The organism is Achromobacter sp. 1L-A-4-B-C2 (assembly GCF_057291955.1).
In genome coordinates, this window is sequence record NZ_JBXAWP010000001.1 from 607,787 (window position 1) to 634,353 (window position 26,567).

Here is a 26,567-nt window from a genome sequence, read left to right on the forward strand (position 1 = left end):
CCCCGGCGCCTATGCGTTGGAATCCATCGGCTTGTACGCCACGGCTTTGATTTCGATGCGCAGCAGCGGATGCGGCAGCTGGTGCACGGCGACGGTGGTTCGGGCGGGGCCGTCGTAGTCGAAGTACTCGGCGTAGACCTCGTTGTAGCCCTTGAAGTCGCCCATATCGACCAGGTACGTAGAGACTTCGACCAAGTCTTTCAGGCTGGCGCCCGCGCTTTCAAGAATCGCCTTGATGTTCTCGATGACAGCGCGCGTCTGCGCGCGGATATCGGCGTCCAGCACGCCCATGGCGTCGGCGTCGGCGCCTGCAAAGCTGTTGTCGGGGCGGCGCGAACTGGTGCCCGATACAAAGAGAAAGTCTCCGGCACGCTTGATGTGCGGGAACTTGCCGCGTGGCTGCGCGCGCCCTTGGACGACGGCGGATGACAGCTTGCTTTGGGCCATGGGTTTCTCAGTCATTGACGGCGTCCGGTGCATCCACGTGAATGCAAACGTTGGTGAGTTCGGAGTAGAAGTTCAGGGAATGCAGCCCGCCTTCGCGGCCGATTCCCGACAGGCCGCTGCCGCCAAAGGGCGTGCGCAGGTCCCGCAGGAACCAGGCGTTGACCCAGGCGACGCCCACATTCATGGACTGCGCGACGCGGTGCGCCTTGTTGACGTTGCTGGTCCAGATGGTGGCCGCCAACCCATACGGCGTCGCGTTGGCGCGACGGATGACTTCTGCTTCCGAATCAAACGGCGTGACGTGGCCGATGGGGCCGAATATTTCTTCCGACACGCATCTGGCGTCATCGGCCAACCCGGCGATCAAGGTGGGCTCGACCCAGAAGCCGCCGTCCAGCGCATTGCCGAAGCTTGGCGTGCCGCCGCCCACGATGAATTGTGCGCCCTCTTGCCGCGCCAGCGCGTAGTAGCTCAGCACCTTGTCGCGATGGGCCGCCGAAATCACCGGCCCCATGTCGGTTGACGCGTCCGTGGGATCGCCCAGCTTGATGCGCCGTGCGCGTTCCGCAAGCGCGCCCACGAAGCGGTCGTAGATGGGCCGCTCGACGAAGATGCGCTCGGAGCACAGGCACACCTGGCCGCTGTTCAGAAATGCCGCGCGCGCCATGCCTTCCACGGTTTTCTCGAAGTCGCAGTCGGCGAAGATGATGGCCGCGTTCTTGCCGCCCAGCTCGAATGACACCGGCTTCACGCCGGCGGCGGCGGCGTGCATGATGGCCGTGCCGGTTTTTGATTCACCGGTAAAAGTGATGGCACTGATGTCCGGATGCCGGGTGATGAATTCCCCCGCCGAGTTCGGGCCAAAGCCGTGCACCAGGTTGAACACGCCGTCGGGCAAGCCCACCGACTGCATCACTTCGGCAAGCAGCGTCGCGGTGCCCGGTGTTTCTTCGGAGGGCTTGGCCACTACCGCATTGCCGCACGCAAGCGCCGGCGCGACTTTCCAGCTGAACAAAAGCAGCGGCAGGTTCCACGGCGAAATGATGCCCACCACGCCCAGCGGCTTTCTGACGGCGTAGTTGATGGCGTGGGCGCCGCCCGCCAGTTCGGTGCGAAACGTCTCCAGCGGGGCTGTCTTCAGGATGTCCGCAAAAATACGGAAATTGGCCGCGCCACGCGGGATATCAAGCTTGGACGCCAGCGACACCGGCTTGCCCGTATCGCTGACCTCGGCGTCCAGGAAGTCGTCCGCGCGGCGATCGATCTCGTCGGCGATGCGGTAAAGCATGTCGGCACGATCGGCAACCGACGTGGCGCCCCAGCTGCGTACCGCCCGGTGGCCCGCCGCGACCGCCTCGTCGACCATCGCTTGCGTGGCCTCGTGCACGTCGGCAAAGCGAACGCCCGTTGCCGGGTTGATGCCGGCAAACCGCTTCTGGCTGTCTTGGAACCGGCCATCAATGAAATTTCTGTACTGCTTGAACACGACTGCTCCTTGGCAAATAAGGGCTGGCCTGGCCGGCCCTTCGAAAACACGCTACTGGAGCTTGAACTCCACGACAGCGCCGCCGCTGCCGTATAGCGGTGCATACCCATGCACGATTGCCTGCTTGAAAGTTCCGCCCATCGCGCCCAGCAGCCAATGGAACTGCTTGAGGCCCATGTCCGGATGCGCTTCTTTGGCATAGTCGGGCAGGCTTGCGCGCAGGGCTTGGACGTCGCCGCTTTCCATCAGGGCAAGCAGGCGCCGGTTCCACGTGTCATCGGCGTCGGAAAGAATGTGGTCTTCCTGAAGGTCGATGGTTTCGCGGAACATGCTGTTGGACAGGCCCCCGATTCCCACCACCGCCACACGCTTGTCCTGCAAGGCGGACGCGGCGATGGCGCCCAGCTGCTCGGTCTGCTCGGGGCTGTGATAAAGATTGTTGGCGGCGATGACGACGGGAAGCGCCGGCGTACCGAAGTTCATCAGCGTGGTCACGGTGATCGTGCCCGTGTCGATCGGAAACTGGTCATAGTCGACGCCGCGTGTCTTGATGCCGGCGTCATTGCAAGCCTGCACGCAGCGGTGCGCCAGGGCGGCATCCGAATAGATGTCAAACGCCTGCTCGCCGAACTCGTGCCAGTTTTCATCGACATGCAGGCCGGTACTGCGCGCCCGGGTGATCCATAGCTGGTCCAGCACGGCGAACCATTGCGTCGAATAGACCAGCACGCAATCGGGTTTGGATTCGGCCAGCGATTTGCCTGCTTGCGCCAAGGCGTCTCGAAGGCGGCCCCACGGCGCCACGTCGGGGCGCAACTGCGGCAGCGGACTGCCCGGTACAAGAAACGCGGATACGATGCTCATGTCATTCCCCTTTTTCTTATGCAGACGGTGCAATCAGGCGGCCTGGGCAGCCGGCGCCAGGCGTGAAAGGCCCGCGTCCTGAAGGTTCCATTCGATCACCGCGTTGCCGGTGCCGATGACGGTGCCGTAGCCATGCAACTTGCCGGCCAGCTCGGGATAGCCCATTGCGGCATGCATCCAGGTGAAGGCGCCGGACTTCACTTCGGCAAACGCTTCATCGATAAACTGCGGCAACAGCTGGAAGGTCTCTTGCATGCGGCCTTGCCGCATCAGGTTGATCATGCGCACGTCCCACTTGTAGCCGTCATAGCGTTCGGGGTGCTCTTTGGTCATGTCTTCGGGCAGCTCCGGCTCTTCATGAAAATGCCAGTGGGACAAGGTGTTGCTGGCCAGCAGGACGGCGCGGCGTCCGGTTTTGCGGATGGCCTCGCGCGTGGCCCGGCCCAGCAAGTCCATCTCGCCCTGCCCTTCCTTGGTGTTCAGGAAATACGGCGTGTTGTTGGCGGATATCCCCACTACGGGAATGTCCCATTGCGGCCGCACCATGTGCAGCGTGGTGATCGTGCCGTAGTCCGGACGGAACTTCGGGTTGCGCATCATCTTGCTGACCAGCCCCAGGTTGGCGGCCTCTGCACAGCAGGCCTCGGCCAGTTCGACATCCACGTCCATGCCGAAGTCGTAGCGGAAGATGTTGGGAAAGATGGGGTCGACGGATCGCCCCGCCAGTCTGGGCACGCCAAGAAAGTGGTGCCCTACCTGCGTGATCCAGTGCGGGGAATGGACCAGCAGCACGTCCGGCTTCAGGCGTTCGATGCTTTCGCGTGCGTGCTCATACGCCCAGCGCAGCGGCTCCCAGCCGCCTTCAGAGCGCGGCTCGTTCTGGGGCGGGTTTTCGCCATAGACCAGATGAGGCGGATGGGGCGCCAGGAAGCCGGAAAGAATTTGACCTTCGCTCATGGTGAAGCTCCTTACCTTGACAGTTGAAGCCCACCTCGGTCGCGGCATCCGGCGGGGTGGCTTTATAAGACGTATGCGTACTATCGTAGGGCGGAGCGACACGGCAAGAAACGCGTAATTACCCTATATTCATTGCCTGAAAATGATCAGATGAGTGTTTGAGACATGCTTATCTTGTACGTGTACGTGTTATTGTAACTACGCAGGGACCCATCCTAATCGCGACAACGACCGTAGAAAACTCCATCACAATGGCCCGATCACCTACCTCCAAGACAGCCCAACTCACGTCCGCCCGCACGTCAGCGCCGGCGGGCGTTTCGCTATCGGCCGCCGAAGCGCAAGTCGAATCCCTGCTGCGAAATTTCCGCCTTGAAGAGGTGCCGTCGCATCTGCTGCGGCGCGCGCACTTCAAGGCCGAGGAAATCTTCGCGGCTACGTTTGCGGGCGAAGGGGTAACGCCCCGGCAAAAGGCCGCCTTGGTGCTGCTTTACCAAGAGCCCGGCCTTAGCCAGAATTCCCTGGCGGAGCGCTTGGCCATGGACCGCAACACCGTTGCTGAAATGGTCAGGCGCATGCATGGCGGCGGGCTGATAGAACGCCGGCCGTCACCCACGGATGCCCGCGCTTACCAGCTGTATGTCGCGCCGGCCGGCTTGGAGCTGCTGTGCAGGGTGATGCCGCGCGATGTGGTGGTGGAAGACCAATTGCTGGCTCGGCTGCCCGAGGAATACCGTGGCCTGTTCGTCAAATGCCTGCGCATGATTGCCGAGTCCGGTACCGAGACAGAGGCGTCAAAGCCCGATTGATGGGAGCGCCGTTGGGCGTGACCGGCGCGCGTCTGTGTCTGCCGGTCGTCAGCACGATTGTCGGCCGGCTTTTCAGCCCGATTTTCAGCCCGGCTTTCCGCCCATTTTTCAGCCCCACTGTCAGCCGCCTGACAGGCAGCCGCGCAGGGCTACCGCTACACTCTCGGAATCCCGCATCCATGGTCGCCGGGCCAGCCCCGCGCCAGTGGCAAGGCGGTCGGCAGACGGCCAAGTTCCCACCGTTCCTTCATGTCGCACTCTGATTCGTTCAATCTGAAGCGCATCGCCGTTCCGGCGTTCGGCCCGTCGCTGCTCTACGGCATCAGCAACGGCGCCATCCTTCCCGTTATCGCACTGACCGCGCGCGACCACGGCGCTTCGGTGGCCACTGCCGGCCTGATCGCCGCGTTGATCGGGGTGGGTTCTCTGCTGTCCAACATTCCGTCCGCCCTGATCACCGAACGCTTCGGCGAGAAGCGGGCAATGGCGGGCGCGGCACTGTTGAGCGTGGTTGGCCTGGCGCTGGTGATCGGCGTCCCGCACCTGTGGGTGCTGGCGGTGGCCATGCTGATGCAGGGCTGCGCGCAGTCGGTGTTTCAGCTGGCGCGCCAGAGCTACATGATTGAAGTCGTGCCGCTGGCCTATCGCGCGCGGGCGTTGTCCACGCTGGGCGGCACCACGCGGATCGGCACCTTTATCGGCCCCTTCGCGGGCGCGGCGCTTATCCATTTCGTGGGGCTGGACGGCGCCTATTGGATTGCCATCTGCGCCATGCTGGGCGCGGGGCTGATCGCGATCAAGGCGCCCGACATCGAACCCTCGGGCAGCGCGCACAAGGGCGGCCCGCGAGCCCGCATCGGCGAGGTGGCGCGCGACCATCGCGGCGTGTATGCCACGTTGGGCGTGGGCGTGATGCTGATCAGCGCGCTGCGCGCGTCGCGCCAGGTGGTGATCCCGCTATGGGCCGATCATCTGGGCCTGGACGCCGCCACCACGTCGCTGGTGTACGGCTTGGTGGCCGCGGTGGATATGTCGGTGTTCTATCCGGCGGGCAAGGTGATGGACCAGCGCGGCCGCCTGTGGGTGGCGCTGCCCTGCACGTTGCTGATGGGGTTGAGTCTGATGGCAATCCCGCTGACCGGCGGCGTGGCCAGCTTCATCCTGGTGTCGGCGCTGCTGGGCTTTGGCAACGGCATCGGGTCCGGCATTGTGATGACGCTGGGCGCCGACGCCGCGCCGCCCGGCGCGCGCACGCAGTTCCTGGGCATCTGGCGCTTCATGGCGGACCTGGGCGCCAGCGGCGGGCCGGTGGCACTGTCGGTGCTGACCGCCTTGGTATCGCTGGGCGGCGCATCGTTCGGCGTGGGCACGCTGGGGCTGGTGGCGGCCGGGGTGTTCTGGCGCTGGCTGCCCCGGCGCGCGCAGGGTTGAGCTTGTTCGCGCCCTGAAGCGGGGATGCAGGCTTGTCATGCCGGGGCGATCAAGTCGGCCGATCGGCCCTATTCTGCGTCTCTGATCGCGTCGCTGCCTGCGCTTTTGCCTTCGTTGCCGCCTGTGCCCCTGCCGCCGGTGCGCCGGCCGCCGGTGCGTACTGCCCCATCAGCGCCACCACCCAATCGATGAACACCCGTAGCTTCGTGCTGACGTGCCGGTTGGGCGGAAATGCAATGGTCAACGGCATCGGGTCCAGCCGCCAGTCCGGAAACAGCGGCGTCAATTCGCCCGTCGCCACATGCGGCTCGGCCATGTATTGGGGCAGCCACAATACCCCCATCCCCGCCAGCCCCGCCGCCAGGTACGCGTTGCCGTCATCCACCGCCAACACATAGCGCCCATGCACCCGCACATGCTCGTCGCCGCGATGCATGGCGTAGGGAAACGCCTTGCCCAGCCGCTGCCACAGGTAGCCGACCACGCGGTGATGCGTGTTTTCCAAGTCGTGCGGATGCGTGGGGTGGCCGGCGCGCTCCAGGTAGCTGGGCGCGGCGTATACCGCCAATTGCAGATCGCCCACGCGGCGCGCCGTCAGCGACAGGTCGGTCAGCTCGCCGCCCCGAACCACGCAGTCCACGTTGTCGGCGATGATGTCGACGATGCGGTCGCTGACGCCCATGTCCAATTGAATGTCGGGGTATTGCGCGTGAAACGACGGCAGCGCGGGGATCAGCACCATGCGGGCCAGCGGGCTGGGCACGTCGACTCGCAAGCGCCCCCGGGGCAAGGCCGAGGCCACCGACAGGCTGGTCTCGGCATCATCCATGTCAGCCAGCAGCTTGATGACGCGCTCGTAATAGGCCGCGCCGTCGGCGGTCACGTTCACCCGTCGCGTGGTGCGGTTGAACAGCCGCACACGCAGGCGCGCCTCAAGCTGCTGCACCAGTTGCGTCACGGTGGTCTTGCTGATGTGCAGCGTTTCGGCCGCCTTGGTGAAGCTGCCGGCCTCCACCACGCGGGCAAACGCCTGCATTGCATCGAAACGGTCCATCGTCGGCCCCCGCCGGTTGAAGAATGTTTGGATTCTACAAACAGTGATGGACAAGCTTGCGCGTTTATCGGCCGTGGGCGCGTCGTTACAGTGAACCCATCGCTAACGACGGGCCATGCCGGCCCGATTCAAGGAGCTTTCTATGACGACGCGAGACCCCGTTTTTCCGCCTGACCGCCACGCGCTGTACGCGCGCCACCGGTATTCGCCCGCCATCCGGTCCGATGGCTTTCTCTTCGTATCCGGGCAGGTGGGCAGCCGTGCGGACGGCACGCCAGAGCCCGAGCTGGATGCGCAGGTGCGGCTGGCGTTTGACAACCTGAACGCCATCCTCAAAGCGGCGGGCTGCACGTTCGACGATGTGGTGGATGTGACCGTCTTCATGGTCGACCCGCAATCGCACTTCGAACGGATCTGGACCGACGTGGTGCCGCAATACTGGGGCCAGGCGCCGTATCCCACCGCGACGGCCGTGGGCGTAACGTGGTTAAGCGGCTTTGACTTCGAGATCAAGGTGATCGCGAAACTGCCCGAAGGGTCGTAAGGCAACCCCGGGCAGCCTCGGGCGGCGCCGGCCCGCCGCCGAAACCCCAGGGCGGGCAATACCGGGTTTACGGCAACCGCGGCTGGGCACGTTTGGCGATATCATGGCAAAAAAATCGAGCCGCCTCGCGCGCCGCCAAGGAGACTTCCCGCTTGTCCGCAGGCCCGCACACGCCCAACGCGCAACCCTTCCCCACCTTTGAAACTTCCGATTTCTCGGGCGAGGGTTCGTTCTACTTCGATCTTGTCCGCCTGCAGGACCGCGACGATATCCCGCGCGGCTTCCTGCATCGGCACAACTACTACCACTTGCTCTGGATGAGCCAGGCCAGCGGCACCCACATGCTGGACTTCGAGCAGCACGAGGTGCGCGACCACTCGGTATTTTTCCTGTCGCCCGGCCAGATCCACGCCTGGACCTCGTCCGTCAAGCCGCGCGGCTACGTGTTGAATATCAGCACGGACTTCTTCGCCCACATGTTCCCGCGCGCGGACGACATCGCCAAGTTTCCCTTTTTTCACCTGGCGGGCGGCTCGCCGGCCATCTATCTGTCGCGCGAACAGCACGACGGCATGCTGCCGCTGCTCAATGAAATCGAACGCGAAACGCGCGACCGCCAGACCGGGCGCTTTGACGTGGTGCGTTCGTACCTGCTGATCCTGCTGACGCAGCTGCGCCGCCTGTACCCGGCCGACGAGCGCGAGACCACCGCCGGCCCCAGTTATTCGCTGGCCAAGCGGTTCACCATGCTGATCGAAGAACACTATCTGGACTTCGACGCCATCCGCCAGTACGCCGACGCGCTGTGCGTCAGCGAACGCCAGCTTAACGATGCCGTCAAGCGCAGCGTGGGGCGCACCGCCAGCCAGCTGGTGCAAGAGCGCGTTGCGCTTGAGGCCAAGCGCCTGCTTAGCAATACGGGCCTTGGCATCGCCGAAATTGCGTTTCAGCTGAACTTCGAAGACCCCTCGTACTTCGCCCGCTTCTTCAAGAAACACACCGGCAGCACCGCGGGCGATTTCCGCAAGAAGTACGACCGTCCCATCGGCTGACGGCCGCGCGGGCAGAGGCGCGAAAAAGTGCAATACAAGCTCTGATCTGTCCTAACGCGCCCGCCGCCGGGCTGCGTACAGTTCATCCAGACCCAAACCCGCCGCCTTGCGGCCTGATTGAAACTGCGATGAACGACACCCCAACATTGATGACGGGCGGCCAGCATGTGGTGCGCGCGCTGCTGCAACACGGCGTGGACACGGTATTCGGCGTGCCCGGCGAAAGCTATCTGGACGTGCTGGACGCGTTGTATACGGAACGCGAGCGGATACGCCTGGTGTCTTGCCGGCACGAAGGCGCGGCCTCGTTCATGGCCGAGGCGCACGGCAAGCTGACCGGCCGACCGGGCATCTGCATGGTCACGCGCGGTCCCGGCGCGACCAACGCCAGCATCGGCGTGCAGACGGCGTTTCAGGACTCCACGCCGCTTATCGTGCTGGTGGGCCAGGTGGGCAACGACATGGTCGAGCGCGAGGCGTTCCAGGAAATCGATTACCGGCGCATGTTCGGCCAGTTCACCAAATGGGTGGCGCAGATCGACAGCGCCGCGCGCGTCACCGAATACCTGAACCGCGCGTTCACGGTTGCGGTGTCTGGCCGGCCCGGCCCCGTGGTGTTGGCGTTGCCCGAGGACATGCTCACCGAACTGGCCGCGCCGCAGGACTGCGGCACGATCCAGTTTCCGCAGGCGCATCCGGCGCCCGACGCGCTGGCCGACATGCGCGCCCTGCTGGCCCGCGCGCAGCGGCCACTGATGATAGTGGGCGGGTCCGGGTGGACCGACGCCGGCCTGGATGCCCTGGCCCGCTACGCCGGCCGCAATGGCCTGCCGGTGGCGTGCTCTTTTCGCCGGCAGGATCTGTACGACAACCACCACCGGCAATACGTGGGCGAGGTGGGCATAGGCGTCAGTCCGGAACTGGCTGACGCCGTGCGCAACGCCGACGTGATCCTGGCGGTGGGCGCGCGCCTGGGTGAAATGGTGACGGGCGGCTATACGCTGCTGCAAGCTCCCGTGCCCAGGCAGACGCTGATCCATGTGCTGGCCAGCCCCGAAGAGCTGGGGCGGGTGTATCAGCCCACCCTGAAGATACCGTCAGGCCTGGACGCCTTCGCCCACGCAGCCGCCGCACTGGAGCCGGTGGACGCCGCCCCGTGGCGCGGCTGGCTGGAGGGGCTGCGCCAGAGCTACCAGCGCTATACGGAACCGCCCGCCACCGATCTGCCCATGGACCCGGCGCGTGTCATCGTTGCCCTGCGCGAAGGGCTGGACGCGCGCGCCATCCTGACCAACGGCGCGGGCAACTACAGCGCCTGGGCGCATCGCTATTACCGTTTCAGCCACCCGCGCACCCAGCTTGCGCCCACCAGCGGCGCGATGGGCTACGGCGTGCCCGCCGCCATTGCAGCCAAGCTGCGCCACCCCGAACGGCAGGTTGTCTGCCTGGCGGGCGACGGCTGCTTTCTGATGACCTCGCAGGAGCTTGCGACCGTCAAGCAGCACCGCCTGGCCATCGTCTTCATCGTGTTCAACAACGGCATGTACGGAACGATCCGCATGCATCAGGAAAAGAACTACCCGGGCCGGACCATCGGCACGGACCTTTGCAACCCCGACTTCGTGGCCTACGCGGAATCGTTCGGCGTGCCGGCCGAACGCGTGGACAGCCACGAAGGCTTCGCGCCCGCCTTGACGCGGGCGCTGGACAGCGGGTCGCCCTATCTGATCGAACTTTGTCTGGACCCCGAGGTGATCACGCCCCGGGCCACCCTGACGAGCCTGCGCAAACAAGCGCAGCTTGCCGCTTCCTGACGTTCAGGATCGGATTGCCGCGCAGCAGTCGCAAGAACGGCGCGCGGCGACCCCATAAAAAATATCCCCACCTGGAGAGAGACTATGAATACCCCCCTGCCCGCCCTGCGGCGGCTGGCCGTGGCCGCGATGCTGGCCGCCTCGACCCTTGGCGCTGCATCGTTCGCGGCATCCTCCGACACCGCCTCTGCCTACCCCGAGCGGCCCTTGCGCATCATCGTGCCCTTCGCCGCCGGCGGCGCCACCGATGTGATTGCGCGCACCGTGGCGCAGTCCATGTCCACCCGCCTGGGCCAGCCGGTGGTGGTGGAAAACAAAGCGGGCGCCAACGGCAACATTGGCGCCGTCATGGCCGCGCGCGCCGAGCCGGACGGCTATACGCTGCTGATGGCCACGTCCAGCCATGCCATCAATTCCACGCTGTATCACAAGCTGGACTACAGCTTGACGGGCGACTTCGCGGGCCTGTCGAACCTGGCATCGGTGCCCTTGCTGCTGGTGGTGAACCCGTCGGTGCCGGCCAAGACGCCGGAAGAACTGGCCGCCTACGCCAAGGCGAGCGGCAACCGCGTGAACTACGCCTCGGGCGGCACGGGCACGGCATCGCACCTGGCGGGCGCCCAGTTCAATTCACTGGCCGGCGCGCAGATGACGCATGTGCCCTACAAGGGCGGCTCGCAGGCGCTGAATGACCTGATGGGCGGCCAGGTCCAGATCATGTTCGCGAATCTGCCCGAAGTGCTGTCGCAGGTGCAGGCCGGCCGCTTGCGGCCCATCGCCGTCACCGGCAAGCAGCGCCATGCGGCGTTGCCGGACGTGCCGGCGTTTTCTGAAACGTCCTACCCCGCCATGAACGCCCGGTCCTGGTTTGGCCTGTTCGTGCCGGCAGCCACGCCCGCGCCCGTGGTGGAAAAGTTGTCGCAGGCCATCACCCAGGGCGTGGCCGACCCCGCCGTGCAGGACAAGCTGAAAGGGCTGGGCGCCGACCCGGTCGGCGACGGCCATGCCGCGTTCCAGCAGTACGTGAACCAGGAAGTCGATCGCTGGAGCGTGCTGGTGAAACAGTCCGGCGCCACGGCGGACTGACGACCGATCAGGTCCTGCAATGCGCGTTGCAACGCGCGTTGCAGCCCGCGTTGCCCCCTTCGCAATCCCCTTCGCAATCCCCATCGCAACCCCTCAAAGGAAACACCATGCTTTACGACGTACGGACCTACACCTGCCGCGCCGGCACCATCAAGAAGCACCTGGCGCTTTATGCAGAGCACGGCTATGCGGTGCAAAGCCGCCACCTGGGCAAGCCGCTGGCCTACATGCAGACCGAGACGGGCGACGTCAACAGCTACATGCACATCTGGGTCTATGACAGCGCCGCCGACCGCGAAGCCAAGCGCCTGGCGCTGCAAAAAGACCCCGCCTGGGCCGGCTACCTGACCAAGAGCGCCGAGGCCGGCTATCTGATCCGCCAGGAAAACCGGCTGATGACGCCCACGGCGTTCTTCCAGCCTTGATGGCCCAAGGCCCAGGCCAAGGGCCCAGGGCCGAGGACCGTCCTCGGCGGCGCAACGCGCGGTTGAGCCGCAACGGGCGGGAAGAAAAAATTCGGACATAATTATTGCCCTGGCACCCCGGCAGTCGCCTTGCGCCCGCCGCCCGCCCTGGCCTATCCGTGCCCGATTTTTCCATGAACCTTGCCCGCATCGACCTCGTCACCCTTGCCTTGTTTGTTGCCGTTGCGCGCCAGGGCAGCATCTCGGCCGGCGCGCGCCAGTCCCATCTGGCGGTTGGGGCGGCCAGCAAACGCATTTCCGACCTGGAGGCCGCCCTGGGCACCGCGCTGCTGTACCGCAACGCCGCCGGGGTAGAGCTGACCGACGCGGGCCAGGCCTGCCTGGTCCACGCGCTTCGTGTGTTGCAGGAAGTCGAGCAGATGACGGGCGCGCTGTCGGACTTTGCCCAAGGCGTGCGCGGGCAGGTTCGGATTGCCGCCAATACCTCGTCGCTGACGCAGTTTCTGCCCGAAGACCTGGCCGCCTTCATGGACGGACACCCGGCCGTGCGCATCGACCTGGAAGAGCAGAACAGCAGCGACATCGTCACCGCCGTGCTGGAGAACCGCGCCGATATCGGCGTATTCGCCGACCGGACGGCGGCCGAGGGGCTGTCGACCTTTCCGTATCGGCTGGATGAACTGGTGCTGATCGTGCCGCAGCGCCATCCGCTGGCCGCCGAGGTGCAGGTGGCGTTTGCCGACACCTTGGCCTACGACTACGTGGGCCTGCCGCCCGCCACGTCGCTGGCCACCCGCTTGTCCGAAGAAAGCGGTCGCCTGGGCCGGGCAATGCGGCTGCGCATCCAGGTGCGCAGCTTTGACGCGATCTGCCGCATGGTCACGGCCACGGGCGGCGTGGGCATCCTGCCGCGCATCGCCGCCGAGCCGCATGCGCGCTCGATGCCGCTCAAGCTGATCCCCCTGACCGACGAATGGGCGCGCCGCTGGCTGCTGCTGGGCGTGCGCGATGCCGACACGCTGACCGTGGGCGCCCGCCTGTTGCTGGCGCATCTGCGCGGCGACCACTAAGGCGGCGATCAAGAAGGCGGCGACAAAGAAGGCGGCTGCCGCTGCGGGTTTGCCCGGGGTTTCTCGTTCCAGGAATACCCCTTTCCCCGATTGTCCATTCCGCTTCCCGCCGCTTCGCGGGCACACTGCCGCCTGTCAATCATCAATATCAAGCGTTGCCAAGGAGGCGAAATGGCTGGGCAGATTCTTGCTGGCATCCGCGTGCTGGAGCTGGGCCAACTGATAGCGGGGCCGTTCGCCGCCAAGACCCTGGCGGATTTTGGCGCGCAGGTCATCAAGATCGAACCCCCCGGGCAGGGCGACCCGCTGCGCAAATGGCGCTTGCTGCACGAAGGCACGTCGGTGTGGTGGGAAGCGCAGTCGCGCAACAAGCAGTCGGTATGTGTGGACCTGCGCCAGCAGGAAGGCCAGGACATCGTGCGTCTGTTGGCGCAACAGGCCGACGTGCTCATCGAGAACTTTCGCCCCGGCACCCTGGAAAAATGGGGCTTGTCCTGGGAAGCCCTGCATGCGCTGAACCCGCGCCTGATCATGCTGCGCATCTCGGGCTACGGCCAGACCGGCCCCAAGGCGCGCGAACCGGGCTTTGCCGCCATCGGCGAAGCCATGGCCGGGTTGCGCTACCTGAACGGCGAACCGGGTCGCGCGCCGGTGCGCGCGGGGCTGTCGCTGGGCGACACCATCGCGGGCCTGCATGGCGCGCTGGGCGTGATGATGGCGCTGTACCAGCGCGATGCGCGTGGCGGCGTCGGCCAAGTGATCGATGCGGCGCTGTACGAAAGCCTGTTCAACCTTAGCGAAAGCCTGCTGCCCGAATATTCCGTGTTCGGCGCCGTACGAGAGCCCGCCGGCGCCGCGCTGCCGGGCATTGCACCGTCCAACGCCTATCCCTGCCAGGACGGCTACGTGCTGATCGCCGGCAATGGCGACGCCATCTACACCCGGCTGATGGCGCGCATCGGCCGCGACGACCTTGGCCGGGACCCGGCCTTGGCGCACAACGACGGCCGCGCCCGCCGCGTTGCCGAGATCGACGCCGCCATCGGCGCATGGACGCAGGCCCGGCTGATCGACGACGTGTTGGCCGCCATGCGCGAAGCCGACGTGCCGGCCGGTCGCATCTATTCCGTGGCGGACATTGCCGCCGACCCGCACTACCGCGCCCGCAATGCCATCACCACCGTGCAATCGGCCGCCGGCGTGCAAGTGGAAATGCCGGCCGTCTTTCCGTATCTGTCCACCAACCCCGGCGCGGTGCGCGAACGCGCGCCCACGCTGGGCGAGCACACCGATGCCGTGCTGGCGCAGGCGGGTTTGTCGAACGAACAACGCGACGCGCTGCGCGCCAAGGGAGTGATTGCATGAGCGCCGGCCCCGCCAAGATCGAGATCAACGAAGTCGGCCCGCGCGACGGCCTGCAAATTGAAAAAAACCTGGTCGCCACCGATGACAAGGTCGCCTTTGTGGACGCCCTGTCCGACTGCGGCTTTGCGCGCATCGAAGTCACCAGCTTTACCTCGCCCAAGGCCATCCCCGCGCTGGCCGACGCCACGGAGGTGATGCGCCGCATCCGCCGCCGCCCCGGCGTGATCTATACCGCGCTGGTGCCCAACATCCGCGGGCTGGAACGCGCGTTGGAAGCGGGCACGGATGAGATGAACCTGGTCATGTCGTGCAGCGAGACGCACAACCGCGCCAACCTGCGCATGACGCGCGATCAGTCGCTTGCGGAGCTGTCGCAGGTGCTGGCCGCCGCCGCCCGCAGCGGCACGCCGTGCAACGTGTCGCTGTCCACCGCCTTCGGTTGCCCGTTTGACGGTGACGTGGCCGTGGACCAGGTGCTGGACCTGGCCGCACGGCTGGCGGACGCGGGCGCCACCGGCATCACGCTGTGCGACACCACCGGCATGGCGTATCCGACGCAAGTGGCCGCCTTGTGCGAACAGGCGTCCGCGCGCCTGCCGGGTGTGGCGCTGACCGTGCACCTGCACAATACGCGCGGCATGGCACTGGCCAACGCGATGGCCGCCTGGCAAACCGGCATCACCCGCTTTGACGCGGCGGCCGGCGGCCTGGGCGGATGCCCGTACGCACCCGGCGCCAGCGGCAACGTCAACACCGAAGAACTGGTGCACATGTTCGCCTGCATGGGCGTGGACACCGGCGTGTCGCTGGAGCCTTTGCTGGCCATCGTGCGCGGCTTGCCCGCACTGGTGCAGCGCGACCTGAGCAACGCCTTGCTGCAAGCAGGGCCACGTTTGGCAACGCATGCCGCGCCCGCCTGGCTGGCCGAGAGATTTCCGCAGTAGCAGTGATGCAGTGATGCAGTGATGCAGTGAAGTACGACGCAGCGCGGCCCAAAACCCGCAACCGTTTCATCCGTTTGTTTTGACCACACCTATAAAAAAGCAAGGAGACATCCCATGACATTGCCCAGCCTGCCCACCCTTCTGCGCGCCGGTATCGCCGCCGCGCTCGCCCTCGGCGCCAGCGCAGCCAGCGCGCAAGCGGACTTTCCCAATCGCCCCATCACGCTGATCGTATCGGCCGCGCCCGGCGGCACCACCGACATTGCCGCCCGCCTGATCGCCCAGCCCCTGGGCACGGCGCTGGGCCAGAGCGTCGTCGTCGAGAACAAGCCGGGCGCCTCCGGCGGCATCGCCGCGCAGGCAGTCGCCCGCGCCAAGCCCGACGGCTATACGCTGCTGCTGCAATACTCGGGCTTTCAGGTCATCACGCCCCACGTGACGCCTGCCGCCGGCTGGGACCCCATCAAGGACTTCGCCCCCGTCGCCAACGTGCTGTCGGCGCCGCAAGTCGTGGTGGTGCGCCCGGACCTGCCCATCAACTCGCTCAAGGAACTGGTGGCCTACGCCAAGGCCAACCCGGGCAAGCTGAACTACGCGTCATCCGGCAACGGCTCGCTGCAACAAGTGGCCACCGAACTCTTGAACCAGATGGCCGGCACGCAGATCACGCACATCCCGTACAAGGGCACCGGCCCCGCGCTGAACGACCTGCTGGGCGGCGCCGTGGACATGACCATCACCACGCCCCCGCCGCTGCTGGGCCAGATCGCCGCCGGCAAGCTGCGCGCACTGGCCGTCACCGGCAACACCCGCCTGCCGTCCCTGCCCAACGTGCCCACCGCCGCCGAAGCCGGCTACCCCGACCTGATCGTGTCGTCGTGGTTCGCCATGTACGCGCCCAAGGACACGCCCGCGCCGGTCGTCGACAAGATCGCCGGTGAAATCCAGAAGATCATGAAGACCGACGCCTTCCGCCAGAAGGCCGCCGAACAAGGCGCCGAAGCCATTTTCATGGGGCCGAAGGAACTGGGCGCGTATACCCAGTCGGAACTGGACCGCTGGGGCAAGGTCGTCAAGGCCGCGAACATCACGGCGAATTGATGGGGGGGCCTGGTTCCTGGTTCCTAGTTCGCCACGAGACTCTGGCCGCTTTTTTTCTGCTGCTGACCGTAGTGCTGGGACAAGGGCAGCCACAGCTTGAACAGCGTGCCGCCCGGCAGTGGCTGCCAGGCGCACCGCGCCCCAAGTACCGTCACGCGATTGCGTATATTCGCCACGCCCCGCCGCCCCGGCAATGCCACCTCGGGCGGCGGTGGCATGAACGGTCGGCCGTTGTCCTGCACGCACACCCACACGCCGATCTCTTCCGCGCCGCCCGCGGCCGCCGTCGCTTCGGCGGTGGTCACGGTGATCTCCGTCGCGTCGCTGTGCTTGACGATATTGGTCAGCACCTCTTGCAGGATACGCAGCACGTGTAGCGCGCTTTGCGCGTCGAGCCACTGCAATGGCGGCAGATCGCTCATCCGCCAACGCAGCGCGATCCCGGCCCCGGTCAACCTCGGCCCCAATCGAAAGCGCAAGGCCCCCAACAAGGCCAACAGGTCGGCATCGGTGCTTTCCAGGGAATCGATGGCGATCTTCAGGTCGTCGATGCATTCCCGCAGAACCTGAGCGATGTCCAGCGGCGTGCGCCCCAGCTCTACCTGGCGCAGCGCGCTCATCAGAGAAGAGCCCACGCCATCATGCATTTCGCTCATCAGGCGTTGACGTTCGTTCAATAGCGTCTGTTCGCGCTCGGCCACGCGCAAGCGCTCGTGCGCCTGGACCAGTTCGCGCTCTTGTGCGGCCAATTGCTCGGCCAGCACCGCGCGGGCGCGCGCAGCCACGGCCAGCGCACGGGTGTAGCGCGTGAACGCGACATAGACGAACAGGGTGAGCAAGCCCAGATTCACATACGGCGTCAGGTATATGCCTTCCATGTCCGTCTTGAAGCTCTGCATGCGCAGGTCATGCCACGCCATCAGCAACGACACGGGCCCCCATGCAGCCAGCAACACATTGGCGCGGCTGCGTTCATGCCAGGCGTTGGCCGTGGCGGCATAGATCTGCGCCAGCGCCGGCGGCAGAACTGCCAGGCGCTGCACGGCCAGAATCCCGGGACGATCCGCCCACCAACAGGGCAGCGTCGCGACGACGACAACGGCCCAGTACACCAGCAGGACGCGGCCCAAGCGCGGGCGCGGGCGATGCTGCACCATGCCAAGGAAATGAAATCCGCAGACGGGTACGGTCACCATGCCCACCAACGTCATCCACGAGAACCAGGCGAAGCTCATGGACAGGCCCGCATCGTCCACCAGGAACAGCAAGGCTGCCAGCGCCTGCGCCACCGCCATGCAAAAGAAAAGCGCGAACGGCCACGCGCCGCCGGCAGGCGCCAGGCTGGTGTCGCGACGGCGGTTCGTGCGCAGCCAGATGGCGATGCCCAAGGCAAAGAATCCCAGCAGCAGGAAAGAGCCACGCCAATAGGTCGGCAGCGCCGTCTGCAGAAAAGTGCGCCAGCGCCAGGACGGCAGCAAGTCGGCGGTCGGTCCGATCCACATCGACGACAGCGCGCCACCCGTATTGGGCTGGTTGGCCACGCGCACGTACACCCATGCATCCTTGCCCGGGTGCAACAGGCCGCCCAGATCCACCCACAAAGGGTGATTGAAGTTGTTCCACGCGCGGTCGCCACGTGATTGCCAGGCGCGCTGCCCGTTCACGTATACCGCCAGCGTGCCGGTTGCCTGCCAGCGCGCGGCGTATAGCCGCAGCCGCGGCGTCGTGAAGTCCGTGGCAGGAATGTGCACGCGGTACCACTGCACCTGCGCACGGTCCGCCGATCCCGGCGCGGCTACCGGCCACGGCGTTCGCGGCCGGGCATGCGGCAGACTTACCGGCTGCCAGTCGGCGTCGGCGGCATTCATGGCACTGTCCCCGGCGTCCAGTTCAGCCATCGAAGGCGGCTGCATCCACGTGGTGCTCGATGACGGCCACATCTGCGCTTCAGTGATATGGAGCACGGGCGATTGGGCTTGCGCCAGCCCGCAAACGGCAAGCAGAAGAAGGCCAAGCATTAACCTCAGCGCGGCGTCCCAACTGCCCATGGCCACCCAGGGCCGCGCCCCCTCGGGCAGTTCAATCCTCACTCAGCCACCCGTGTCGCGCGCCTTCGCGCACCGCTTCAGCCCGCGAATTCACCTGAAGCTTGGTATAGATGCGCCGTACAAAGGTCTGCACGGTGTGCGGCGAGACGCCCAAAGCGCTGGCGACTTCGTCCACCGTATAGCCGCGTGAGACCAGGCGCAGCGTCTCGGCTTCGCGCGCCGAAGGCGATACAAGCGGCGCGCATGCGGGGGCGGCAACGGCCTCGACGGGCGGCGCCTGCACGGTGTGTCGCAAAAGGAGTTTCCTGGCCACCATCGGGTTGATCGGGCTGCCTCCGGCATGCAGGCTGCGGATTTCCGCGACCAGCTCCTGGGCGCTCAAGTCCTTCAGCACATAGCCCATGGCACCCGCTTCGATGGCGCGCAGGACGTGGGTTTCATCCCCAAAAATCGTGCTTACCATCACGGCGCATTCCGGCCATGCCTGCCGCGCGGCGGCGATCACATCCAGGCCGGAGCCGTCGGGCAAGCCCAGGTCCACCAAAAGCACGTCAAGCGGCTGGCGTGGCAGCAGGGACAACGCTTCGCGCCGGTTGGCCGCCATCCAGGCCATGCATAATCCCTGCGCGGTCTGGACGGCGTGCGCCAAGGCCTGCTGGCAAACCGCATCGTCTTCGACTGTTGCCACACGTATAGGCGGTCCGCTGGCTGCCGATGCGCTGTCCGCGCGCGGCAGCACTTCGTTCGTGTCGGGAGTTTGCGCCGCCGGTTCAGACTTTTGTTGTATGTCTTTTTTTCGCATCAGATGATCATCGGACGGCTTCGATTCATATCGAACAGGGCGCACCGGATCGCCAGAGCGAGCCCCGCTGCGAGCACAAGCGGCGAGTCTGCCTTCATCGGCTTGTTCCGTCATGTCCTCAGTTTTAGGGACATACAGTGTTGCACAAGTTTTTTATGCTGCGCCAGCCACCTCAACGCTGTCCTGATAACCGGAAGAACGCATGACCAACCGCCGGGTTTACCTTCGCGTAACCACTCTCTCAGCCGCGATTGCCGGCACCTTCCTGGGGGCTGCGGCGTCGGGCCAGACGTACAACTGCGGCGGTGGCAGCGGCGGACTGTCCTGCAACACGTCAGGCACTTCCGGCCAGGCGGTCATATTCCAAGCCGGAAACTACAACCCCGTACCGCCCATGAACGTAAGCGCCAGCGCGGACATCACGGTGACGGTTGGTTCTTCAACGAAGGCGGCGCTTCAGGCCTTGTCGATAGGCGGCAACGGCAATCCAGACGGCACGCTGACCGGTACGGACACGCAAGGCCTGACCGTGATCAACACGGGCAACCTGACGTTGCAGTCCGCGGGAGGTCCGATCGTCAGCGACGGCAATCTCTACGGGCTATTCGCGCAGATGCAGGGCGGCAATGCCGCCAGCAGCAGCAACGGCGACTATGGCGGCAATGGCGGCGTGGCCGGCCGGTCGCAGACCGAGATCCTGTCGGTGACCAATCACGGCGACGTCAGCATCAATCTGCCCAACGTCACGGTAGCGGGCGGCGCGGCCGTGGCCGCGCTGAGCCAGGGCGGCGCCGGTAGCGGCACCACGGACGACCATAACCCCAGCGGTGCCGGCGGCCAGTCGGCGGGGGCGTCCATCGTCAATACGGGAAACATCAACGTCAACCTCGCCGGAACGGGGCGCTACGCAGGCATCCTGGCGTCCAGCAGCGGCGGCAATGGCGCCGATCAATACGACGGCGGCGCCAACATGGGCGGCGGCGGCGGCAGTGCTTCGATCACGAACTCCGGCAATGTCGCGTTGAATTGGGTCTGGACCAACAACTCGACCGCCTCGTCCGCGCTGTATGGCGTGCTGGCTCAATCCACATCGGGCAATGGCGGCGATTCGACCGACAAGGGCCTTGGCAATGGCGGTGCGGCAGGCATCGGCGCCGCCAGCGACCTCAGCGCCAAGGTCACCCTGCTAAGCGGCGGTAACGTCACCGTCACCCAGAGCGGCACGCCGCCAGCGCCCGGAGCGGGCGTCGCAGCGATCATCGTGGCGGGCAACGGCGGCAATGGCCTGGCCGACGAAGACGACACCTTGGGCGGCAATGGCGGCAACGCGGGCAGCATCAATGGCTCGCAGGTTCCCTTGCAGATCAACGTGACGGACGCCAGCGTGTCAACGGCGGGAAGCCAGCTGCCGGCGTTGCTGGTTTCAGCGCGCGGCGGCGCGGGCGGCGGCAACTTCAATAGCGGCAGCTATCACGATCGTAATGGGGGTCTTGGCGGGCAGGCGGGCGACGCGGGCGTATGGGTCACCACGGCCAGCGCCCCCATTACCTTGTCCACTACAGGCGACCACGCTTCGGGGATCCAGACCTCGCAAGTCGGCGGCGCGGGCGGTGCGGGCGGGGACTACGGCGGCGATGCGTTGGGGTTCGGCAGCAGCAACGCCGGCAATGGCGGCAGCGGTGGCAACGCCGGCAGCTTGACGGTCAAACTGGCGGGCAGCAAGGCCCTGCCCATCACCATCACCACCGCAGCGAACGACTCCCATGGTATCTATGCGGTGTTGCAGGGTGGGCAAGGCGCCGACGGCGGCACGCTTACCGGAACGATCGGCGGCGGTTCGGGAGGCGATGGCGGCGCGGGCGGTTCCACCGGATCGATGAACGTGTCCCTTGCCGGAACATCGATCTCGACGCGGGGCGCGAACGCCTTCGGCATTCTTGTGCAGAACCTGGGCAATGATGGCGGCACCGCCGCGTCCGCCACAGGCACGGACGTACAGGGGGGCAACGGCGGCAATGGTGGCTCGACGGGCACGGTAACGATATCGACGGATTCAAACACCGCCATATCGACGCAGGGGCAAGGCTCGCCCGGCATCCTGGCACAAACCGCCAGTGGCGCCGGCGCCAACGGCGGCAATGGCAACGGCCAGTTGAGCGGCGTTGACGGCAGTGGCGGCAACGGTGGCTCGGCGGGCGCGATAACCGTAGCCAACGCCGGCACGATAACGACCGCCGGCACGGATTCGGTCGGCATCATGGCGCAGTCCCTGGCGGGCGCGGGCGGCGCCGGGTCGGTCGACTACGGCATTTTCTACAGCAAGGGCGGCACGGGCGGCGCCGCCGGTTCAGCCGGGGTCATTACCGTGACGAACACCGGCGCCATTCGCACCAGCGGCACCATGGCGATGGGCGTCCTGGCACAGTCCATCGGCGGCAGCGGCGGCGCGGCGGGAAGCGCGGGCGGCCTGGGGGTTTCGCTGGGTGGCGATGCCACCACCAACCCCTTCGAGTCCAATGCCAACACGGTGACCTTCAACGCGTCCGGCACCATCGCCACCACGGGGCTGTCCGCGATAGGTGTCCTGGCGCAATCCATCGGCGGCGGCGGCGGCGCGGGCGGTGCTACGCAGGGGTTGATCAGCGTTGGCGGCACCGGCGGCAAAGGCGGCTCGGGCGGCTCAGTGATGGGCACGCCCACCAACCTGGCGCTCACTACGGGCGGCGACAACGCGCACGGCCTGGTCGCCCAATCCATCGGCGGTGGCGGCGGCAATGGGGGCAATGCCAGCAGCTTTGGCATTTTCCATTCGGTCGCCATTGGCGCATCGGGCGGTGACGGTGGCACGGGCGGGTCCGTGGTGCTGAACCTGAACAACTCCAACATCGTCACGCAGGGAACCAAGGCGGCAGGCCTGGTCGGCCAGTCCATCGGGGGTGGCGGCGGCACCGGCGGCCAGGCGTTCGCTTATAGCGTCGGCCCCCTGGCGACAGTCGCCGTGGCGGTGGGCGGACAAGGCGGCACGGGCGGCAACAGCGGCGTCGTCAGTTCGCAGATGCTGGGCGGCAGCATCAAGACGGGGCAGACCTCGCGGCTGGTCAACGGCACTTGCGCCGACCCGTGCCTGACGGCGAACGCGCAGCCCATCGATTCCTTTGGCGCCGTGATCCAAAGCATAGGTGGCGGCGGCGGCCTGGGCGGTAATGCCACGGCGAAGGCGGCGGCAATCGGGATCCCGGTGACGGAAGCGGGTACGCAGGTTTCGATTCCTGTTTCGGTCGCGGTCGGTGGCACTGGCGGTATCGCGGGCGATGGCAATTACGTGACCTTTGCCGCTGCGCAAGGCGCGCAGATCGAAACCCGGGGCCAAGGCTCGCACGGTGTGTTGATCCAAAGCATCGGCGGTGGCGGCGGCGCGGGCGGCGACTCGTCGTCGCTGGCCGCTGCGCTGGATTACGGCGGTACGGTGCCCGAAGGTGCGTTCTCTTTATCCTTGAATGTGGCCGTGGCCGTGGGAGCGGACGGCGGCGCCGGCGGCAACGGCAATTCGGTCTGGAGCGCCCTGGGGGGCCTGGTCAACGTATCCGGCGGGCAAGCAACGTTCACGCCCGATGCGGCCGGAACCGCAAGCAGCACTATCGCGACTTACGGCGATTATGCCAACGGCATCACCGCGCAATCGATCGGTGGCGGGGGCGGCAACGCCGGCTTCGGCAGCGCAAACACGCAAGATTTCGGCACCGGGTCCGTCCTGACGGCCAGCATCGGCTTAGGCGGCTCGGGCGCCGTCGGCGGTAATGGGGGCCTGGTCCAGGTAGAGGTCTTGCCCACGGGGCAGATCCAGACGGCGGGATCCGGCGCCATGGGCGTGCTGGCGCAGAGTATTGGCGGCGGCGGAGGTGCGTCACAAGGCGGCTCCTATAACTTCGTTGGCCTGGCCATGCACGTATCACCGTCATTCGACGTCAAAGTGGGCAAGACGGGCGGGGCCGGCGGCGCGGGAGGCGCCGTGGGGGTGACGGTCGGCGGCAACATCGCCACCTACGGCGGTGACGCCGCGGGCGTGCAGGCGCAGTCCATCGGCGGTGGTGGCGGGCAAGGTGGATCGGCGGGGTCGGATGGTTCCGCGGACAATCCCATCGTGTCCATTCTTGATGGTCGCGTCGACGCCAAGAACGTGCTCCAGGATGTGTACCAGAAGCTCTTGAAAGAGCAGCCGCCCAACTATCAGCTCAACCTTAATCATGATGTGTCGGTCGGCGGCGCGGGCGGCGTGGGCAATACCGGTGGCACGGTCACGGTGAATCTGGATCCCACAGGCACGATCACCACCGCGGGCGATTGGTCCGCGGGGATATTTGCCCAGAGCATCGGCGGCGGCGGCGGTAAAGGGGGCGGCGCGCTTGCAACAGGCTCGGGCTGGGTGGATCCGACGAAAGTCGACGTGAACTCCAACTACAGCGTGGGCGGCGATGGTGGCAAGGGCTCGACCGGCGGCAGTGTGACGACGGCGCTGAACGGCGGATCGATTGCCACCAGCGGCTATGGCGCGGCCGGCATCTACGCGCAGAGCGTGGGCGGTGGCGGCGGCCATGCCGCGGACGGCTCGGACGGCTTCTTTGGCACCCTCACCGTCGGCGTCGGCTACGGCGGTTCGGGCGGTGGTGCGGGCAATGGCGGGGCCGTCACGCTATCCACCGCTGCGGGCGCCCCGGCCAACATCACGACCATCGGCACGCAGGGCGAAGCGGCATTCGGCACGGTGCTGCAATCGGTGGGCGGTGGCGGCGGTTTCGCGGGTGCGGGCACCAGTGTGCGGGTTGCCGTGGCCGACGATCCCATACCGGCCATCAAACTGTCGACCGGCCAAACCCAGAATACAAGCGAAGGCAACGGCGGCGCCGTGACGCTGCAAGACAACGGCGCCCTGCGCATCACGACGCAGGGCAACAACGCGTTTGGGGTGCTGGCGCAAAGCGTGGGCGGCGGCGGCGGGATCGTCATCAATTCGCAAAATCAACAAGCGACCGCAGGCATCAACACCAGCATTTTCGGCAGCACACCCGAGGGCGGCGCACAGGCTGACGGCGGCACGGTGACTGCAAGTCTTGGCGCACAAAGCTGGATCAAGACTTTCGGGACCGGATCGCATGGCCTGGTCGCCCAATCGGTGGGCGGAGGCGGTGGTTTGGTCGGCCTGCCTGGCACCGCGCCCACCCTCACCGTCGACGCAAGCCAAGCCGCGTCCATATCGCCGGGCAACGGGCAAGGTGGCAACGTCTCGGTGACCAACAACGGCATCATCACCGTTACGGGCGCCGGCGCCATCGGGATCCTGGCGCAAAGCGTCAGTGGCGCAGGTGGCCTGATGCTGGCGGCGGATGGGAATACGGTCTATGCAGGATCAGGCACTTCGGAACGGCTCGGCAACGCCACTGTCAATGTCACGGTCGGCGCCAATGCAAGCGTCTGGTCGACGGCGGTCAATGGCATCGGCATCTTCGCGCAGAACGCGAATGGAAACGGCGTGACCCTCGCCATCGACGGCAGCGTCATCGGTGGATCGGCCACCGAGGCGGCAACCGCCATCTGGACGGACAGCGCGGCCGACAGCATGATGAACATAGCAAGCACGGGCTCGGTGACCGCTGACACCGCGGTCCGGGCCACCACCGGCCTGCTCAATATCAACAACGCCGGCCTGTTGATGGGCAACGTCTACCAGAACGGCGGCGGGATGACGAATACCGGCACCTTTTCGTCCGGCCCGCAATACGTGGGGACATCGCTGCAGAACAACGGGCTGGTTGCGCTGGGCGGGCGCGAAGGCACCCACTGGGGTTATGACCGCACTCGCTTCATCGCCACGACCTTCAACACGACTTACACGCAATCCGCGCAGGGCACGCTCAAGGTGGGGGCCGACTTTGACAAGATGGCATCCGACTTCCTGACCATCAACGGGCCTGCCACCCTGGATGGCAAATTGCTGGTGGCGCCGCTCGCTCTGTTGCCGAATCGGGAGTTGGCCGTATTGAACGTCAACGGCATCCAGGCCGGCGCCTTGCTTGCATCGGATTCCCCGGTGGTCGACTACGAAGCGCGCCAGGATGGCGGCACGACCCACGTGCGCTCTGTGGGCGCCAACTTCAGCGCGGATTCGATGCAGTTAAAGCGCAACGCGACAAGCCTGGCGAGCCACTTGCAACGCGACTGGGATCAAGGCGGAACCGCCGGGCTTGCCAAGCTGTACGCGGTGCTGGACGCGGCCTCGCGCCAAGGGGCCGGCTCGTACCAGAATCGCCTGTCGGACCTGTCGCCCGGCGTTGCGCTGGCGCCCGCCGCGCAAATGCAGCTGGGCATGGCGCGCTTCACCGGCGCAATGATGTCCTGCCCCACGTTCGTGGGCAACGGGCCCATGACCCAGGAGCAGGATTGCGTCTGGGGGCAGGTCACCGGCCGCAATACGAATCAGGACGGCGGCAACGGCTCATCGGGGTTCTCACTGGACAGCGTGACGTACCAGCTGGGCGGCCAGCGGCGGATCGCGCCGGACTGGTATCTGGGCGGCTCGTTCGCCTACCAGAACTCGCATCTTCGTGGCGACGATCGTCGCGTCACCGGTTCCGGCGACACCGGGTATGCCGGTCTGGTGCTCAAGCGGGAAGCCGGCCCCTGGACGATTTCGGGCGCGCTGGGCGCGGGCTATGGGTCGTATGACCTGAACCGCAATCTGGCGATTCCCAATTTCAAGTCGCAAGCCACGAGCAAGCCCGACGTGTACAGCTTCGGCGCGCGCATACGCGTGGCCAGGACCTTCACCGACGGCAACGTCTACGTGAAACCCTATGCGGATCTGGACGCGACTTACTCGCGTATGTCCGGCTATGAAGAGTCGGGCGACGCCCTGCATCTGAAGGTGGCCAGCAGCGATCAGATGGTCTTCGGCCTTGCCCCCACGTTGGAAGTCGGCGGACGCAGCGAGCTACCGCAGGGCGCCGTGTTGCGGCCGTTTGCCTACGCAGGCGTGTCGCTGCTGTCGGAAGACGGCTGGAAAACCAAGTCCAAACTCGCGGGCGCCCCCGACAGCGCGGGAAGCTTCACCACCACGATGCCCACCGACAATGTGGTCGGACGCATCGGCGCGGGCTTCCAGGTCACGCACGCCAATGCGCTGGACTTCAGGCTGCAATACGACGGCGAGTTCGCGTCGCGGGGCAACAGCCATTCGGGCTCGCTGAAGCTGGCTTATCGGTTCTAGAGGTATG

Annotated in this window: 19 protein-coding genes; 12 read left to right on the forward strand and 7 right to left on the reverse strand. The window is 66.1% G+C overall.

Annotated elements, in window-relative coordinates; genetic code table 11:
• Positions 1-9 precede the first annotated feature (9 nt).
• The 4 genes from AC0Z35_RS02785 to AC0Z35_RS02800 are packed head-to-tail and all read right to left on the reverse strand — an operon-like array spanning position 10 to position 3,754.
• On the reverse strand, positions 10-447 hold the full coding sequence (locus tag AC0Z35_RS02785; RefSeq protein ID WP_485131653.1) for a RidA family protein: 438 nt from the start codon (positions 445-447) through the stop codon (positions 10-12).
• A 7-nt stretch (positions 448-454) separates the two neighbouring features.
• Positions 455-1,933, reverse strand: a complete 1,479-nt coding sequence (locus tag AC0Z35_RS02790; protein ID WP_120156927.1) for a 2-hydroxymuconic semialdehyde dehydrogenase — start codon at positions 1,931-1,933, stop codon at positions 455-457.
• A gap of 51 nt (positions 1,934-1,984) precedes the next feature.
• Positions 1,985-2,797: a DODA-type extradiol aromatic ring-opening family dioxygenase gene (locus AC0Z35_RS02795; RefSeq protein ID WP_046803822.1), complete on the reverse strand. Its 813-nt coding sequence runs from the start codon at positions 2,795-2,797 to the stop codon at positions 1,985-1,987.
• A 33-nt stretch (positions 2,798-2,830) separates the two neighbouring features.
• Positions 2,831-3,754 carry a DODA-type extradiol aromatic ring-opening family dioxygenase gene (locus tag AC0Z35_RS02800; RefSeq protein WP_314363378.1) on the reverse strand — a complete coding sequence of 308 codons (924 nt, stop codon included), beginning with the start codon at positions 3,752-3,754 and terminating at the stop codon, positions 2,831-2,833.
• Positions 3,755-4,005: 251 nt separating this feature from the next.
• Between AC0Z35_RS02800 and AC0Z35_RS02805 the strand changes: the two genes are divergently transcribed.
• Together AC0Z35_RS02805 and AC0Z35_RS02810 are read left to right on the forward strand one after the other, a co-directional pair.
• Positions 4,006-4,563, forward strand: coding sequence for a MarR family winged helix-turn-helix transcriptional regulator (locus tag AC0Z35_RS02805; protein WP_120156930.1), 558 nt, complete (start codon positions 4,006-4,008; stop codon positions 4,561-4,563).
• A gap of 249 nt (positions 4,564-4,812) precedes the next feature.
• Positions 4,813-5,994: an MFS transporter gene (locus AC0Z35_RS02810; protein WP_485131417.1), complete on the forward strand. Its 1,182-nt coding sequence runs from the start codon at positions 4,813-4,815 to the stop codon at positions 5,992-5,994.
• 49 nt (positions 5,995-6,043) lie between these two features.
• On the opposite strand, the gene AC0Z35_RS02815 is transcribed toward AC0Z35_RS02810, so the two are convergent.
• Positions 6,044-7,048 carry a LysR family transcriptional regulator gene (locus AC0Z35_RS02815; RefSeq protein ID WP_485131416.1) on the reverse strand — a complete coding sequence of 335 codons (1,005 nt, stop codon included), beginning with the start codon at positions 7,046-7,048 and terminating at the stop codon, positions 6,044-6,046.
• Between the two features lie 142 nt (positions 7,049-7,190).
• Here AC0Z35_RS02815 and AC0Z35_RS02820 point away from each other — a divergent pair, with 142 nt between their 5' ends.
• From AC0Z35_RS02820 to AC0Z35_RS02860, 9 genes are all read left to right on the forward strand, one after another.
• Positions 7,191-7,592: a RidA family protein gene (locus AC0Z35_RS02820; RefSeq protein WP_046803819.1), complete on the forward strand. Its 402-nt coding sequence runs from the start codon at positions 7,191-7,193 to the stop codon at positions 7,590-7,592.
• Between the two features lie 152 nt (positions 7,593-7,744).
• Positions 7,745-8,644 carry a helix-turn-helix domain-containing protein gene (locus AC0Z35_RS02825; RefSeq protein ID WP_046803818.1) on the forward strand — a complete coding sequence of 300 codons (900 nt, stop codon included), beginning with the start codon at positions 7,745-7,747 and terminating at the stop codon, positions 8,642-8,644.
• 128 nt (positions 8,645-8,772) lie between these two features.
• Complete coding sequence (locus tag AC0Z35_RS02830) at positions 8,773-10,458, forward strand: thiamine pyrophosphate-binding protein (protein WP_485131415.1); 1,686 nt, start codon at positions 8,773-8,775, stop codon at positions 10,456-10,458.
• Positions 10,459-10,542: 84 nt separating this feature from the next.
• Positions 10,543-11,544 (forward strand): Bug family tripartite tricarboxylate transporter substrate binding protein, encoded by a 1,002-nt coding sequence (locus AC0Z35_RS02835; protein WP_046803816.1) that lies wholly within the window; start codon positions 10,543-10,545, stop codon positions 11,542-11,544.
• 107 nt (positions 11,545-11,651) lie between these two features.
• A complete protein-coding gene (locus AC0Z35_RS02840; protein WP_046803815.1) occupies positions 11,652-11,969 on the forward strand; it encodes an NIPSNAP family protein in 318 nt (105 codons plus the stop codon).
• Between the two features lie 173 nt (positions 11,970-12,142).
• Positions 12,143-13,039 carry a LysR substrate-binding domain-containing protein gene (locus AC0Z35_RS02845; protein WP_046803884.1) on the forward strand — a complete coding sequence of 299 codons (897 nt, stop codon included), beginning with the start codon at positions 12,143-12,145 and terminating at the stop codon, positions 13,037-13,039.
• Positions 13,040-13,210: 171 nt separating this feature from the next.
• The gene (locus tag AC0Z35_RS02850) at positions 13,211-14,404 is read left to right on the forward strand and encodes a CaiB/BaiF CoA transferase family protein (protein WP_485131414.1); all 1,194 of its coding nucleotides are present in this window, start codon (positions 13,211-13,213) and stop codon (positions 14,402-14,404) included.
• Positions 14,401-15,348, forward strand: a complete 948-nt coding sequence (locus tag AC0Z35_RS02855) for a hydroxymethylglutaryl-CoA lyase (protein WP_219991086.1) — start codon at positions 14,401-14,403, stop codon at positions 15,346-15,348. The genes AC0Z35_RS02850 and AC0Z35_RS02855 overlap by 4 nt, the downstream gene beginning before the upstream one ends.
• A gap of 114 nt (positions 15,349-15,462) precedes the next feature.
• Positions 15,463-16,449: a Bug family tripartite tricarboxylate transporter substrate binding protein gene (locus AC0Z35_RS02860; protein WP_046803813.1), complete on the forward strand. Its 987-nt coding sequence runs from the start codon at positions 15,463-15,465 to the stop codon at positions 16,447-16,449.
• 23 nt (positions 16,450-16,472) lie between these two features.
• Here AC0Z35_RS02860 and AC0Z35_RS02865 read toward each other — a convergent pair whose 3' ends face one another.
• Both AC0Z35_RS02865 and AC0Z35_RS02870 read right to left on the reverse strand, forming a co-directional pair.
• On the reverse strand, positions 16,473-18,389 hold the full coding sequence (locus AC0Z35_RS02865) for a sensor histidine kinase (RefSeq protein ID WP_485131413.1): 1,917 nt from the start codon (positions 18,387-18,389) through the stop codon (positions 16,473-16,475).
• A 139-nt stretch (positions 18,390-18,528) separates the two neighbouring features.
• Positions 18,529-19,299 carry a response regulator gene (locus AC0Z35_RS02870; RefSeq protein WP_485131652.1) on the reverse strand — a complete coding sequence of 257 codons (771 nt, stop codon included), beginning with the start codon at positions 19,297-19,299 and terminating at the stop codon, positions 18,529-18,531.
• Positions 19,300-19,501: 202 nt separating this feature from the next.
• Here AC0Z35_RS02870 and AC0Z35_RS02875 point away from each other — a divergent pair, with 202 nt between their 5' ends.
• The gene (locus AC0Z35_RS02875; RefSeq protein WP_485131412.1) at positions 19,502-26,560 is read left to right on the forward strand and encodes an autotransporter outer membrane beta-barrel domain-containing protein; all 7,059 of its coding nucleotides are present in this window, start codon (positions 19,502-19,504) and stop codon (positions 26,558-26,560) included.
• Positions 26,561-26,567: the final 7 nt, after the last annotated feature.